This is a genomic window from Kineosporia sp. NBRC 101677 (assembly GCF_030269265.1).
Classification (GTDB): Bacteria; Actinomycetota; Actinomycetes; order Actinomycetales; family Kineosporiaceae; genus Kineosporia; species Kineosporia rhizophila.
The window spans coordinates 336,971-351,235 of sequence record NZ_BSTA01000002.1 but is presented as its reverse complement, the minus strand read 5'-3'; the positions used below and the strand labels follow the sequence as shown (position 1 = coordinate 351,235).

The window sequence follows — 14,265 nt, the reverse complement described above, 5'->3', positions numbered from 1 at the left end:
AGAAGTCCCCGGCCGTCGCGACCGGGGACTTCTGCCGTTCTCCAGGCCCGCAGCAGCCGGGAGTTGCCTGGGAATCGGCTGACCGACTCGCCCTGGAGCGAGGCGGCGGGAGACGATGGTCCGGTGACCCGCACAGAACGTCCTCGCCCCACCGTCCGCCCGACGAAGGTGCCCGCATGAGCCTGAGCGGCCCCACCAGCGGGCCCGTCGAGGGCGGCCGGGCCCTGTTCAAGGGCCGGCTGCTGGGCTTCCCGGTGCACCTGGACCTGTCGTTCATGGTCGTGATGGCGGTGCTCGGCTGGATGTCCACCTACGGCGATCTGGAAGGCATGATCGTCTGGCTGCTGATCACCCCCGTCGCCGTGCTGGTGCACGAACTGGGCCACGCCGTGGTCGCTCGCACCACCGGTGCCAAACCGGAGATCGCGCTGGCCGGTTTCGGCGGGGTCACCAGCTTCACCCCGCCCCGGGAACTGTCCCGCGCCCGCTCGATCGCGATCTCGCTGGCCGGCCCGGCCGTCGGTCTGGCGATCGGCCTGGTGCTGGTGCTCGTCGACCGCACCGTGGCGGCCGACCTGACCAACGAGTGGGCCTGGTGGGCGCTGCGGATCGGGATCTTCACCTCGATCGGCTGGAGCCTGCTGAACCTGCTGCCGGTGCTGCCGCTCGACGGCGGTCAGGCGATGCGCGAGTTCCTGCCCGGAGACCCGGTGACGAGGTTGCGCCGGGCCGCGATCGTCTCGATCGTGGTGGCCGTGCTGGCCGCCGCCGCGGTCTACGTCTATCGCCCGGGCAACCTCTTCCTGGCCCTGTTCCTGCTGTTCTTCGCGGTCAGCAACTACTTCACCCTGCGCGACCTGTCGCAGAACCGGTCGGTCAGCTCCGACGGTCTGCGCGGGCCCCGTCCCGGGCAGACCCCGGAGACGATGATCGTCGAGATGCTCTGGCGCAACCAGGCCGAGCGGGCCCGCCAGGTGATGCACACGCTGCCTGAGGGCGTCACCATCGACCTGGCGCTGCACGGTGCGGTTCTCAGCCTCACCGGTGATCCGGAGCAGGGGCACGCGCTGCTGGAGCAGGAGACGGCCCGCCGGCCCGATGATCCCAACCTGGCCGCCGTCCTGGCCCTCACCCAGGCGCTGGAACACGACTGGGACGCCCTGATCCACACCATGCAGGGCCCGCTGGGCAAGCTCATCCCGGCGCCGGTCCTGGACCGCACCATGGTCGAGGCGCGGGCCACCGGCCGCGACGACGTGGCCGGGCGCATCGCGTTCCTCCGGTCGCAGAACACCCCGTCCTGAAAAGCCACTACCAACTGAAGACGTCGGTGGGCACCGAAGGCGCACCGACGTCTTCAGTTCGTACTACAGAAGAACCACCAGACCGATCGCGAAAACCGGGTACAGCAGCGCGGTCAGGGCCAGCCGCAGCGGGGTGAGCCGGTTCGTCGCCATCGTGGCCAGCAGGTAGCCGATGGCCAGCATGGTGATCACCGCCGACCAGACCAGCGGCGCGTCGAAGTGCCAGTCGGCGAACAGCATCGCCGAGGCGCTGGGCACCGTCACCTGGATCATCATCGCGCCGGAGATGTTGGCCAGAGCCAGTTTCGCCTTGCCCTGCCGCACCCAGATCACCGAGTTCATGATCTCCGGCAGCTCGGTGGCGACCGGGGCCAGCAGCAGAGCGGTGACCGCCCCGGAGAGGCCGATCATCGGGCCGATCGCCCCCAGCTGGCCGACGAAGACCTGGGAGGCGAAGAAGATCACGGCCAGCGTGGCGGCGAGCTGCGCGACGATCGCCCACGAGGCCGGAGCGGCCTGGTTCGGCTGCAGTTTCAGCGGTTCCAGCTCCTCCTCGTCGGCGTCCCCGGCCTCCGGTTCGTCCGCGCGGCTCATCTCCTTGAACACGTACAGCGCGTAGACCCCCAGGAACAGCAGGCCCAGCCACGGTTTCCAGGCGAAGACGACCAGGCCCAGGAACACCTTGAACACGAACACGGCCAGGAACCAGCGCTGGTCGCGGGAGAGCCGGGCGACGTCGCGGGGGCTGCCGAGCATCGCCCGGTCGTCGGCCGGGCGTTCCTCGGGCGAACTGGTGGGGGCGCCCACCGACACCAGCTCCCGGGTCAGGATCCGCTTGCGGAACAGCAGCATCACCCCGGTGACGCCGTAGGCCAGCGTGGCCAGGGCGAGCGGGCCGCCCATGGCCGCGCCGACGCCGATCTCCTTCTGCTCGTCGCCGCCGGTGGTGACGGCCACCAGGGTGACCACCGATTCGGGCAGGGCGGTGCCGAAGGCCGCGAGAATGGTGCCGACGGCCATCTTTCCGACGTTGAGCCGATGGCCGAGCCATTCCACAGCGTTGACGAACCACTCACACGAGAGATAGATCGCCACCGCGCACGCGATGAGCAACACGAAGTGCCACACGATTTTTTGTCCTCAGCCTGGTCCGGCGCGTCCACGGACGGGGCCGGAGGCATTCGGGGTGAGCAGGCCTCGGCCCCGGAAGCAGACGCACTTGTGCGTTCACCTGCGGGACCGAAGGTCTCGTCCACCCACCGGTGACGGTGGGCCTCACGACCGGAGAACCAGGTTCTCAGTGTGTCGATCGTGGGATTCGCGGACTACTCCCCCTCGGAACGCTACGAGCCTCGCACAGGGCGATCCGGGCGCGCAATCGCCCGGGCGAGTGTGTGGCGCAGGCGACAACCGGCTCCGGCCGGGGCATGCTCGGGCACATGCCCTTCTCCTGGCCGGATCTCACGGTGCGCCAGCGACTGGAGGCCGTCGGGCCGGTGGACGCGGCCCGGGCCTGGCAGCGCTATGCCGAACCGGCACTCTGGCCCACCTGGTCACCGCACCTGCGCCGGGTGGACTACGCGCACGAGCGACTGCGCGCGGGCACCCCGGGACGGGTGTTCGGCCCGGGCGGGGTGTGGCTGGACTTCTGGATAGAAGACGTCAGTGAGCCCGAACGCTCGTGGACCTGGCTGGTGCGGCGGGGACCGGTGTCGATGGTGCTGGAGCACGGCGTGGAGGCCACCGCCGAGGGCTCGCGCACCTGGCTGGCCGTGCGGGGCCCGGCCCCGCTGGTGGTGCCCTATCTGCCGGTGGCCCGGATCGCCCTGGGCCGGCTGGTGACGCTGCCCTGGAGCCAGACCTAGGCTGCCCCGGGACCGGCCCGCAGCCAGGAGAGCACGGCCAGCACGCGGCGGTTGTCGTCCGACCCGGCCGGGATGTCCAGCTTGCCGAAAATGCTGGCGGCGTAGTTCTCCACGGTCTTGTGGCTGAGGTTGAGCACCGACGCCACCCCGGCGTTGGAGCGGCCCTCGGCCATCTGCCGCAGCACCTGGCGCTCGCGCACGGTCAGGGCGGCCAGCGCGTCCTGCCGCCGGGAGTGCCCGATCAGGCTGTCCACCAGCGTGGTGTCGACCAGTGACTCCCCCGCCGCGAGCCGGACCAGCGCGTCGCGCAGGGTGGCCACGTCGTCCACCCGGTCTTTCAGCATGTACCCGCGGCCCGAACTGCCGTTGGCGAACAGTTCTGCCGCATAGGTGGTCTCGGCGTAGGTGGAGAGGATCAGCACACCGATGCCGGGGTCGATCTCGCGGATCCGGGCGGCCGTCTGCAGGCCCTCCCGGGTGTAGGTCGGGGGCATCCGGATGTCCAGGATGGCCACCTCGGGCCGGGCCTCGGCGATCCCGGCCAGGAGCTCGTCGCCGTTGCCGGCCTCCAGGCAGACCTCCACCCCCACCTGACTCAGCAGCAGCCTCAGCCCACCCCGGAAGAGGGTCGAGTCGTCTGCCATCGCTACCTTCACACCGGCCTCCGGTTCCCGCGTAGTTCTGTCACTGGTCGCTCTTCGGTCATCGGTAGGGGATCTCCGCCGTCAACGTGGTCCCGGCCCCGGCCGGGCTGTCCAGGTGCAGCGTGCCGCCGCCGGCCAGCACCCGTTCGCTGAGCCCGCTGAGCCCGGTGCCGGCGCCCAGGTCGGCCCCGCCGCACCCGTCGTCCTCGATGGTCAGGCGCAGGCTGTCGCCGGTGTCCGCGCCGCGGACCGCGATCCGGGTGGCCTCGGCGTGCCGCACCGCGTTGGTGATCGCCTCGGCCGCGACGAAGTAACCGGCCACCTGCACCGGCATCGGCAGCCCGTGCTCGGGCAGGTCGACGTCGACGGTGACCGGCTGGGCGGCGCCGATCCGGCGGACCGCCTCGGCCAGGCCGACCTGGTCGAGGATCGAGGGGTGCAGGCCGGCCGCGATCTCGCGCAGCTCGCCCACGGTCAGGCTCAGCTGCTCGGAGGCGTACTCCTGGGCGGCCCGGATCTCGCCGACCGGCTCGGCCCGGATCTGCTCGAGCAGCTCGCGCACCCGGCGCAGGGCCCCGTCGTCGAGGTCCTTCTCGAGCGCCTGACGCTCGGCCAGCTGGGCCGCCACGATCCGGGCGTGCGAGGCCCGCACCAGTTCCAGCTGGGCCCGGGCCTCCACCTGGAGCCGGGCGTTCTCGATGGCCAGCCCGGCCGCCGAGCCGACCGCCTCGACCAGGTCGGGGTAGCGCCACAGCGCCTGGTCGGCCCGGATCATCGCCAGCCGGGCGCCGTTGGTCGAGGTGATCGGCAGCAGCAGGCCGTTCTCACCGCTCTCCGCCCCCGGCTCGGCCGAGGTGGCGCCGTGCCGGTCCACGTAGGCGCCGATCTCCGCCGCCCAGTAGTGGATCTCCAGCCCGGGATCGGCCAGCACCTCGCGGAAGGCGGCCTCCAGGCGTTCCGGCGTGCGGTCGACCCGTAGCTGCGGCAGCAGGTCGGCGATCACGACGCTGGTCAGGCGCCGGCGCACGGTGGCGATCACGAAGGCCACCGGCACGGTGAGCAGCAGCAGGGTCTGGACCACCAGGATGTCCTCGCGCAGCTCACCGCGAACCCCCAGCCGCTGGGCGAACGACACGGCCGTGCTGGCGGTACCGGCGAGCGCGGCGGCGGCGGCCACCGGCAGGATCAGCTTGCGGTCCAGGCCGCGGATGCGCCGGCTGCGGCGGACCCAGAGCACCAGGAAGGCGACGGTCAGCAGCAGCTCACCGGCCGAGGACAGGTAGGTGAGCCAGCGGTGCAGGCCGGGGTCGCCCGGCACCATCGGCCACCAGGCCGTCCCGGCCCCGCGGTGGGTGGCCAGGTCGGAGCTGATCGCCACGACCAGGCGGCCGACCAGCAGCCAGGCGGTGAGGGCGAGAAGGACCCGGCGCTCGGCCCGGCCGACCGTGGAGTGGCCGGGGTAGGCGTAGATCGCCCAGGCCGCGAGCAGCAGGGTGAGCGGGCCGGCCAGGAAGGCGATGAGGTGGTAGTCGCCCCGGCTGATCTCGGAGATCCAGCTCAGCGGCCAGACGCAGCCGGCCACGACCAGGGCCCGGCCGGCGTTCAGCTGGCCCGGCTCGCGGGAGAGGATCACGCCGGCCGCGACCAGCGCCCCGGCGAAGGCCACCACCGGGGCCGCGAGCTCGGGGCTCTCGGACCAGATCGAGGTGGTGCCGAGCGAGGCCAGCAGCGTGACCAGTGAGCCGGCCAGCACCGCCCCCAGCCAGGGCACCGGGCGGGGCCGGCCGACCGGCGGGCCGGCACCGCCCCCCGGCCGTCCGGGGAACCCCGGTGACCTGGGCGCCGAGGAACGCCGGACGACCCCGGCGAGCCTGGCGGCCCTGGTGTTGGCTGACAATCCGTACCTCGCGCCCGCAGGTGGGCAAAGGTTCCCCGAACCAGCCGCTCAGGGAACGACAGTGACTGGACAGCATCAGAGAGTATCGGCTGCCCGGCGCAATGACCCCATCCAGGACGGATCTCCTCGGCTTTTGGCGCAGCGTGACCGGCCCCTCAGGTGCAGGGGATGGCCGCGACCATCAGTGAGCCGCCGCGGGCCAGGGTGGAGATCATGACGTCCCCGCCCAGCGCCCGCACCCGGTCGAGCATGCCGGGAAGCTCGGCGTCGAGCCGCAACTGGGCCGGGCGCCGGGCTTCGTCCTCGACCTCGATGGTGAGCACTCCGTCGGCCTCGTGGCCGCGGATGCTGACCCGTGAGACGTCCGCCGCCCCCTTCAGGGCGGCGCAGATCAGGTAGTAGGCGGTCTCCTCGGTGGCGGCGGGGAAGCGCCCGGCGGGCAGGCTGGCCTCCACGGCCACCGGCTGCTGGTCGGCCACCGCGCCGACCGCCGCCGACAGCCCGGCCTGGCTGAGCACCGCCGGATGGATGCCGCGGGCCAGGTCGCGCAGTTCGTTCAGGGCCAGCGCGATCTCGTGGTTCATCCGGCGCAGCCGCTCCCGGGCCGGGCCGGGCAGGCCCGGGTGGTCGGAGGCGGCCAGCACCAGGCGCAGGGCCAGCAGTCGCTGCTGGGCGCCGTCGTGCAGGTCGCGCTCGACCCGCCGGCGCTCGGCCACCCCGGCCTGCACCGCCTGCATCCGCAGGGCCCGGACCTGGCTGAGCCGCCCCAGCACGGCGGCCTGCAACTGGGCGTTCTCCAGGGCCAGACCACTGGCCGCCAAGGCGTTCGAGAGCACCAGCGGATGCCGGCTGAGCGCCGGGTCGGCGTCGATCACCGCCAGCGGGCCACCGGTCGGCGCGGTCACCGGCAGCACCAGCCGGTCCGCATCGGCCGGGGGCCCGGCCGGGGCCCCGGTGACGTCGACGTGGGTGTTCAGTTCGGGGGCCCAGTAGCGCACCCGGAGGGTGGCGTCGCGCAGGGCCGTGCGCAGAGCGGTCTGCACCGCCTCGGGGGTGGGGCGGCGCTGCAGGAGCTGGATCAGGGTGAGCACGGCGTTGTCGGCCAGCCGCCGGCGCACCACGCTGATCAGGAAGGCCAGCGGGATGACGGCGAGCACGGCCGGCTGCAGCGCGTACACCCGGTCCATCGTCTGCTCGGTGAAGCCGAGCAGTTTGGCCACCGGCACCGCGCCGACCGCCACCGCGATCACCGGCGAGGCCGTCGCCATCGGGGTGAGCAGCTCCCGGTCCAGGCCGCGCATCCGCCGGATCCGGACGATCCACAGCAGCAGGAAGACCCCGATCACGAGCACCTGCACCGGGCGCAGCAGGTGGCCGAGGGCGGTGTTGAACTCCTGGTCGGCGAACACCGTGAGCCACCAGGTGTCCGCCTCGAAGCCGCGCCACTGCGGCCGCGCGGTGAGCGTCTCGGCCAGGATGCCGCCGACCGCCACGGTGGCCAGCACCCGCACGAACACCCGCTCCCGCCGGTTCATCAGGGCCGGGTCGGGGTAGCGGAACATCGCCCAGGCGGCCAGCGACAGGGCGAGGTAGCTGGCCGGCCCGGACAGGAACGGCAGCGGCCCGAACCTCCACTCCTCGCTCCAGCCCAGGGCCCAGAACTGCCCGGCCAGGATCAGCAGCACGGCGGTGCGGCGGTGCCCGGGCTCGTCGAGCAGGATCACCCCGGCGCCGCTGAACATCGCGGTGAACAGGATGCTGCCCGCCGCCACCTCGGGATAGCGCTGCCAGAGCGGGCCGAAGATCAGGGCGCCGACCACGGTCAGTACGGCGGTGAGGGCCAGGGTGCGCGACCACTGACGGGTCGGCGAGACCGGGGCCGACCCCGGCTGCCAGGTCGGGGCCACGGAGCTCGGCGGCACCGCGTTCACCCTGTTGGCCCAGCCGAATTCGGGCAAGCGGGGTATCCCTGGGCACAGCCCGGGCGGACTCGGCCGAAAGGGTTGAAGCTGACACCAGCCGGTGCAAGCCTGAGCGCATGCCCACCCTGCGCGGTCCCGGGACCGACGACCGCTTCGACTCCACCGACCTGGACGACGTGCGGCTGCGGGTGGTGCTTCCGGTGCTGGAGGGGTTGCTGCGGGAGGGCGAGCTGGAGGCGGTGGAGCTGGGCCGCGGACCGGACCGGGAGATCTGGCTGGCGGTGCGGGCGGCCGGGCAGACCTGGCGCTCGGCCTTCTGGTTCGGCCCCCAGGACGATCCCGCCGAGACGGTGGGCGAGGTGGCCTATTTCCTGGCCGACCGGCTCGAGGACTGGGTCTGCGCCGACGTGGCCTGGGGTGAGCAGCGGATCGCGGACATCCACATCCCGGCCCGGCGCCGGAACCGGGCGAAGCAGGACTGAGGCCGCGGTTCCCATCGTCCGAATATAGGACGGGCGGGCGACGTCCGACGTCGCCCGCCCGGTCCTGGTGGTACCGGCGCCGGTACTGATCAGCGCACCGACTCCCCGCCCCGCGGTTCGCCGTGCCCGGGCATGCTCGGCACCGCGTCGCGCGGGGTGGAGGCGTCGGACCAGCGCAGCAGCGCACCGATGCCGTCGTTGAGCCGCGGGGTGCCGTGCTCCAGCACGGTGATCCCGGTCTGCGAGGCCAGCGCGGCCCAGGCCAGAGCCGTGTCGGCGCGCAGCTTCACCGGCTCGGCGGTGCCCATCGCCCGGACCTCGGCGGCGTCGGTGGCGATCTGCAGAGGCCCGTCGCCGACCCACAGGTGGTAGGTCGAGGACGGGTCGTCGTGCAGCAGGATCTCCTCCGCCTGCCCGCGGCGCAGCACGTCGACCACTCCGTCCAGCCCGGACACCGCCGTGTCCTGCCGGCCCTCGCCGAGCTCGAAGCGATCGGCCAGTTCCGCCTCCCGGGCCTGGCGGTGCTCGTTCAGGCAGGCCTCGACCGCCTCGGCCACCGCCTCGGCGGAGATGCCCTCGGCCCGGCCGCCGGTGGGCAGTCGCCGGGTGACGGTGGACGCCTCGCTGCCCAGGTGCTTCTGGAAGTGCGAGACCGCGTGGTCCTCCCCGGCCACCATGACCAGTTCGGGGCGGTGCCGGCGGAACAGCTTCTCCACCGCCTGCGCCACCTCGGCGGCGTTGCGCTCCCAGGAGTCCTCGGCACGGTGCTGGTAGCGCAGGTGCGACCAGCCTCCGCCGGGAACCTTGCGCAGTTCGTCGTTGCTGCCCTCGATCTCGATCTGCTGCACCGGCTCACCGGTGGCGCCGTGCAGTTCCAGGTCGGCGCCGGCCCGGTCGATCCGCACCAGCAGGTAGGGCGTGACCCCCTGGTGCGTGCGCACGGCGGGCATCAGCACCGGGGCCGCGTCCCAGGCGGCCACGGCTGCGGACGGCGGCCGCGGCAGCGGCACGTCCAGCACCAGGCCGTCTTTCTCGGTGGCGATCAGGAGGCGGCCGGGGAACGCCGCACCGTCGCTCTGCAGCGCCGCGCCGATCGCGTCGGCGACCGGTTCGGGGGTGCCCTGGCCGGTGAGTTCCCGCCGGGCGTTCTCCCAGCGGGTGGTCACCCCGGCGGCCCCGGCCTCGTCCGGCCGGGAGGTGTCCAGGGCGACAGTTGCGTATGGGCCGCTGTGATCGAGCAGTCCGTGCCAGTTGTCCAGCTTCACGGCGCTCCTCTCCTAGGCGAGCTTGCTTGCAGCGAAAACCCTAGTGAGCAACGGATGAGGCGCAGTTCCAGCCGACCCTCGGGGAGAACCACGTCAGTCGCGGTAGCGGAAACCGTCGAGGAACCGCCGGAAGACACCTCCCTGGGGAGGCAGCGGGGCAGCCGGCACCGGGGCGGTGCGGCGCTGGGTGGCGACCGGCTGGTCGTAGTCGGTGCGGGCGATCGTGTCGACCACCTGGGCCTCGTCGAAGTTCTCGGAACCGGGCACCGTCGGCACGAACCCGACCAGCACCCCGTTACGCATCACCTGGGCCTCCAGCCCGGCCGAGCCGTCGGTGTCCCAGATCGCCTCGCGCCCACCGCTGATCCGGATCCAGAGTCCGAACTGGTAGACGCCGGCCTTCTCCATCCGTGCGTCGATGCCTCGTTCCCGCAGCGCGTTCACCACGCGCCGGGCCCGGTTCTCTTCCATGCCGGCCAACGTAACGCGCAGTTCCTGGGAAACACCTGGATGTTGTCCGCAAAGCCGATCGGGGATTTCCTTAACCCCGGCCGAAGGTGCACCTGACACCAGCCCCTCCAGGATCTGCCGACGTGTCGCGAAAGAAGATCGATGTCCGGCCGGCCGCCGCCCTGGTGGCGTTCGCCGTCGTGGTGGTGACCGGAGGCGTCTTCTACGCCCAGTCCGGCACCAGCACCGACGCCTCCCTGGTGCTGTCCCGCCCCGACCTGGCGATCAGCACGCAGCAGGCCCAGGCGCCGCAGGAGGCCCCCGACCTCGGGGCCACCCCCACCCCGTCCGCCGACGCCACCCCGGACAGCGACACCTCCGAGGCGGCCGAGCCGGTGCTCAAGGCCGCCCAGACCTCGGCCACGAAGAAGCCCGAACCGAAGAAGAAGCCCGAACCCGCCAAGCCGAAGAAGAACGCCGCAGCCGGCCCCGGCTCGACCGACGCGGTGGCCGCCCGCAGCGCCGCGAACGACCGCATCAAGTTCGGCGAGAAGTACTCCGGCATCGCCACTTTCTACGGGGCCACCGGGGCGGGCAACTGCTCCTACGAGCCCACCGGCGACCTGATGGTGGCCGCCATGAACGAGCAGGACTACCAGGGCTCGCAGGCCTGCGGCAGCTTCGTGGACGTGACCGGCCCGAAGGGCAACACCGTGCGGGTGAAGATCGTCGACCGCTGCCCGGAGTGCGCCCCCGGCCACATCGACCTCTCCGCCGAGGCCTTCGCCGAGCTGGCCGAGCCGGTGCAGGGCCGGATCGACATCAGCTGGAAGCTGGTCAGCCCCAGCGTGTCCGGCCCGGTGAAGTACGTGTATAAGGACGGCTCGTCCCAGTGGTGGTGCAGCATCCAGGTGCGCAACCACCGCAACCCGATCCGCTCGGTCGAACTCAAGGGCAAGAACGGCTGGGTCGCCCTGCCCCGCGAGATGCACAACTACTTCACCTCTGCCAACGGCGAGGGCTGCGGCGGCCAGGTCCGGATCACCGATGTGCAGGGGAACCGGCTCACCGACAGCGGCATCCAGGTGAACCCGAACCAGGAGCAGGCCGGCGCCCAGCAGCTCCCGGCCGCCTGAACCGTCTGAACCACCCCGACAACGACCCGGCTCCCCGCAGAGGGGAGCCGGGTCGTCCTTCGTTTGCCTCCTTGACGTATGCCTATATGGGAATACGATGAGGTCATGGCGAGGGCAGCGACAACGACAGATGCATTCAACGCGGTGGCCGAGCCGCGCCGGCGGCAGATCCTGGAACTGCTGGCGCAGGGGGAACGACCGGTGGGTGAGCTGGCCGGGCTGACCGAACTGGCCCAGCCGGTGGTCTCGAAGCACCTGCGGGTCCTGCGCGAGGTCGGGCTGGTCACCGTGCGGGAGGTCGGACGGCAGCGGGTCTACCGCCTCGATGTCGCTCCACTGGGCGAGATCCGCACCTGGCTCTCGTCTTTCGAGCAGCTCTGGCAGGAGCGGTTCGACGCGCTGGACACCGTGCTCGAAGAACTGATCACCGAGGAAAAGGGGCAGGGACGATGACGGCACCAACCACCACCGGGACGGCCAAGGTCGAGCTCCCGAGTGCGACCACCATCCTGATCACCCGCGAGTTCGCCGCACCGAGACACCTGGTGTGGCGCGCCTACACCGAGCCCGAACTGGTCAAGCGCTGGTGGGCCGGCGAGAAGGGCGAGGTCACCCTGGTCGAGTCGGACTTCCGGGTCGGCGGGCGCTGGCGTCAGGTGATGGTGGCCGGGCCGGGCTTCGAGGTCGGCTTCAACGGTGAGTTCCGCGAGATCGTCGAGTTCGAGAAGATCGTCTGCACCGAGACCTTCGAGGGGATGCCGGACGCCTACTCGGTGAACACCATCTCGTTCGCCGACTCGGCCGGCGATCCCGGGCGCACCACGCTGACCATGCTGATCGGGCACACCGAGGCCGCCCACCGCGACGCGCACATCAACTCCGGCATGGAAGAGGGCATGCAGGGCTCGATGGACGCGCTCGAGCGGGTCGCGGTCAGCCTGCGCTGACCACCCGGTCCCGCCCGGTGCGCTTGGCCTCGTACAGGGCCGCGTCGGCCCGGTTCATCAGGTCGGTGGCACTCGGGGTGCTCCGGGCGGGATCCCACTCGCAGTAGCCGATCGAGATGGACTGGCCCCGGGGCATCGCCTGACGCACCCGCTCCAGCACCTGCCGGGCGTCGGCGTCGCGGCAGTTCGGCAGGGCGATCGCGAACTCCTCGCCACCCCACCGGGCCACCACGTCGACCACCCGTAGTTCGGCCTTGGCCGCCTGCGCCACCTCGCGCAGCAGCACGTCGCCCTCCAGGTGCCCGTGGGCGTCGTTGTAGTTCTTGAACCGGTCCACGTCGGCGAGCGCGACCACGAAGGGCTCACCCCGGCGGCGGGCCGCGGCGATCAGGACCGAGAGCCGCTCGTCCCAGGACCGCCGGTTGGGCAGCCCGGTCAGCTGGTCGGTGCCGGCCAGGTCCTCGTACCGGCGCAGCAGGGCGTCGTGCTCCAGGGCGAACGCGGCCTCGTCGGCCAGCAGCGCCACCGCCGCCAGCCGTCGGTCGGTCAGGTCGGTGAGCACCTGGTCCCAGCTCACCAACAGCAGCGCGATCATCTCGTCGCCCGACTTCACCGGCTGGTACAGGATCGACTTCACCCCCATGGCGCGGACCAGGTCCTGGTTGATCAGCGGGTGTTCCTCGGCCCGCTCGATGAACAGGGCCTCCTCCTCGCGCCAGACCGCGGCGGTGGCCGGCACCGCGTCGGGGTGGAAGCTGGTGCCCACCAGCCGGGGGTCCGAACTGCCGGTGATCACCGTGTCCGCGCCCGGGCCCCGCTCCAGCAGGCTGGCCAGGTTCGCACCGGCGATGTCGACCAGCGCCGTCACGATCGCCCCCCGGGCGTCCTCACCGGAAAGGATCCGCCGGGTCACCACGTTGATCGCGGCCAGGTTGGCCTCGCTGTCGGCCAGCGCCGTCTCGGCCCGGCGCCGGTCGGTGACGTCGAAGACGTGGGCCATCAGGTGCGGTTCCGGGTCGCCGTCGTGGATCCAGCTCAGCCAGGCCGAGGCCCAGGCCAGCACCCCGTCGTACCGCTGGTACCGGACCAGCACCTCCATGCTCTCGCCCGGCCGTTCCATCAGCTCGCGCATCGCCCCCGGGTGCAGCGCGGCGTCCGCCGGATGGACGAATTCCGAGCGCAGCCGCCCGATCAGCTCCTCCTGAGGCACCCCCAGCAACCGGCACATGGCCGGGTTGGCGGAGATGATCCGGCCGTCGGTGTCGGTCAGGGTGATGCCCATCGGGGACCCCTGGAAGATGCTGCGAAGTCGCTCCTCCGAGCGGGCGATCCGGCCCGCCGCGTCCACCCGCTCGGTGACGTCCCGCGCCGCGCAGTGGATCTCGAGCTCACCCCGGTCCGGGTCGTAGAGCGGGGCCAGGGCGCACTCCAGCCAGCGCCAGTTCTCGTCGCCCGCCAGCACCCGCACCGTGCAGGTGGTGCTCTCGCCCTCCCGCACCCCCTCGGCCGCCTCGCGCAGGTGCGGCCGGTCGTCCGGGTGCACCCGGGCGAGCAGGTTGACGCCGGCCTCCAGGGCCGTCCCGGCACCGAGCACCGAGGCGGCCGAGGGGCTGATGTAGGTGATCCGGCCGTCCAGGGCGAAGCGGGCGATCACGTCGCCGGAGTTCTCGGTCAGCAGCCGGTACTCGCTGCGGGAGCGGGCCAGCCGGCGCTGGGCCGCGGTCCGCCGCTCGATCTCGCGGGCCTGTTCGACGGTCAGCCGGCGCAGCTCCAGCTGTGAGGAGACCTGGCGGGCGAGGGCCCGCATCTGCTCGCGCTGGGTCAGGGTGAGGTTGCGCTCGACCAGGTCGATCACGCAGATCGTGCCGAGGACCGCCCCGCCCGGGGTGCCGATCGGATAGCCCGCGTAGAACACCGCGTGGGGCGGACCGGTGACGAACGGGTTGTCCGCGAACCGTGGGTCCCGGCGCAGGTCGCCCACCTCCAGCTCGGTGCGCCCGCGCACCACGAAGTCGCAGAACGCCACGTCCCGGCCGGTCTCGCAGAGGTCGACCCCGACCCGGGCCTTGAACCACTGCCGATGCTCGTCGATCAGCGAGACCAGGGCGATCGGGCAACCGGTGACCTGCGCGGCGAGCGTCACCAGGTCGTCGAAGCCGGGTTCGGAGGGGGTGTCGAGGATGCCCAGCGAGTGCAGCTCGGCCAGGCGCGCGGACTCGGCAGCGGACGCTGTGGCGGAGGCTGCGGAGGGCTCCGTGGGGGTGAACTGCCGGGGCATCGCCGGGCGCGCGTCGGCGGACGCCGCCGGGGTGTCCCGGGGCGTCGGTTCGGCTGCGGCTCCACCCATGGTCAT

General features: G+C 72.1%; 13 protein-coding genes. 6 read left to right on the top strand and 7 right to left on the bottom strand.

Features of this window, described 5'->3' with window-relative positions; translation table 11 throughout:
* Nucleotides 1–176 precede the first annotated feature (176 nt).
* Nucleotides 177–1,304: a zinc metalloprotease gene (locus QSK18_RS07105; RefSeq protein ID WP_232814585.1), complete on the top strand. Its 1,128-nt coding sequence runs from the start codon at nucleotides 177–179 to the stop codon at nucleotides 1,302–1,304.
* Between the two features lie 63 nt (nucleotides 1,305–1,367).
* On the opposite strand, the gene QSK18_RS07100 is transcribed toward QSK18_RS07105, so the two are convergent.
* A complete protein-coding gene (locus QSK18_RS07100; protein ID WP_332879948.1) occupies nucleotides 1,368–2,432 on the bottom strand; it encodes a sodium:calcium antiporter in 1,065 nt (354 codons plus the stop codon).
* Between the two features lie 311 nt (nucleotides 2,433–2,743).
* Between QSK18_RS07100 and QSK18_RS07095 the strand changes: the two genes are divergently transcribed.
* Complete coding sequence (locus QSK18_RS07095; protein ID WP_232814586.1) at nucleotides 2,744–3,169, top strand: SRPBCC family protein; 426 nt, start codon at nucleotides 2,744–2,746, stop codon at nucleotides 3,167–3,169.
* Here the strand turns inward: QSK18_RS07095 and QSK18_RS07090 are convergent.
* The 3 genes from QSK18_RS07090 to QSK18_RS07080 form a co-directional block, all read right to left on the bottom strand.
* Complete coding sequence (locus QSK18_RS07090) at nucleotides 3,166–3,813, bottom strand: response regulator transcription factor (RefSeq protein WP_232814587.1); 648 nt, start codon at nucleotides 3,811–3,813, stop codon at nucleotides 3,166–3,168. The genes QSK18_RS07095 and QSK18_RS07090 overlap by 4 nt on opposite strands.
* A 58-nt stretch (nucleotides 3,814–3,871) precedes the next feature.
* Nucleotides 3,872–5,584, bottom strand: coding sequence for a sensor histidine kinase (locus tag QSK18_RS07085; protein WP_285617331.1), 1,713 nt, complete (start codon nucleotides 5,582–5,584; stop codon nucleotides 3,872–3,874).
* Between the two features lie 281 nt (nucleotides 5,585–5,865).
* Nucleotides 5,866–7,632, bottom strand: coding sequence for a sensor histidine kinase (locus tag QSK18_RS07080; RefSeq protein ID WP_285617329.1), 1,767 nt, complete (start codon nucleotides 7,630–7,632; stop codon nucleotides 5,866–5,868).
* 116 nt (nucleotides 7,633–7,748) lie between these two features.
* Here QSK18_RS07080 and QSK18_RS07075 point away from each other — a divergent pair, with 116 nt between their 5' ends.
* The gene (locus tag QSK18_RS07075; RefSeq protein ID WP_285617327.1) at nucleotides 7,749–8,114 is read left to right on the top strand and encodes a hypothetical protein; all 366 of its coding nucleotides are present in this window, start codon (nucleotides 7,749–7,751) and stop codon (nucleotides 8,112–8,114) included.
* 89 nt (nucleotides 8,115–8,203) lie between these two features.
* On the opposite strand, the gene QSK18_RS07070 is transcribed toward QSK18_RS07075, so the two are convergent.
* Both QSK18_RS07070 and QSK18_RS07065 read right to left on the bottom strand, forming a co-directional pair.
* A complete protein-coding gene (locus QSK18_RS07070; RefSeq protein WP_232814591.1) occupies nucleotides 8,204–9,379 on the bottom strand; it encodes a baeRF2 domain-containing protein in 1,176 nt (391 codons plus the stop codon).
* A gap of 93 nt (nucleotides 9,380–9,472) precedes the next feature.
* Nucleotides 9,473–9,850: a hypothetical protein gene (locus QSK18_RS07065; protein WP_232814592.1), complete on the bottom strand. Its 378-nt coding sequence runs from the start codon at nucleotides 9,848–9,850 to the stop codon at nucleotides 9,473–9,475.
* Between the two features lie 122 nt (nucleotides 9,851–9,972).
* Between QSK18_RS07065 and QSK18_RS07060 the strand changes: the two genes are divergently transcribed.
* The 3 genes from QSK18_RS07060 to QSK18_RS07050 all read left to right on the top strand — a co-directional run bounded on the left by QSK18_RS07060 (nucleotide 9,973) and on the right by QSK18_RS07050 (nucleotide 11,912).
* Nucleotides 9,973–10,965 (top strand): expansin EXLX1 family cellulose-binding protein, encoded by a 993-nt coding sequence (locus QSK18_RS07060; RefSeq protein ID WP_285617323.1) that lies wholly within the window; start codon nucleotides 9,973–9,975, stop codon nucleotides 10,963–10,965.
* Between the two features lie 105 nt (nucleotides 10,966–11,070).
* A complete protein-coding gene (locus QSK18_RS07055) occupies nucleotides 11,071–11,418 on the top strand; it encodes an ArsR/SmtB family transcription factor (protein ID WP_232814594.1) in 348 nt (115 codons plus the stop codon).
* Nucleotides 11,415–11,912 carry an SRPBCC family protein gene (locus QSK18_RS07050; protein WP_285617320.1) on the top strand — a complete coding sequence of 166 codons (498 nt, stop codon included), beginning with the start codon at nucleotides 11,415–11,417 and terminating at the stop codon, nucleotides 11,910–11,912. The genes QSK18_RS07055 and QSK18_RS07050 overlap by 4 nt, the downstream gene beginning before the upstream one ends.
* Here the strand turns inward: QSK18_RS07050 and QSK18_RS07045 are convergent.
* The gene (locus tag QSK18_RS07045; RefSeq protein WP_285617318.1) at nucleotides 11,899–14,265 is read right to left on the bottom strand and encodes a diguanylate cyclase domain-containing protein; all 2,367 of its coding nucleotides are present in this window, start codon (nucleotides 14,263–14,265) and stop codon (nucleotides 11,899–11,901) included. The genes QSK18_RS07050 and QSK18_RS07045 overlap by 14 nt on opposite strands.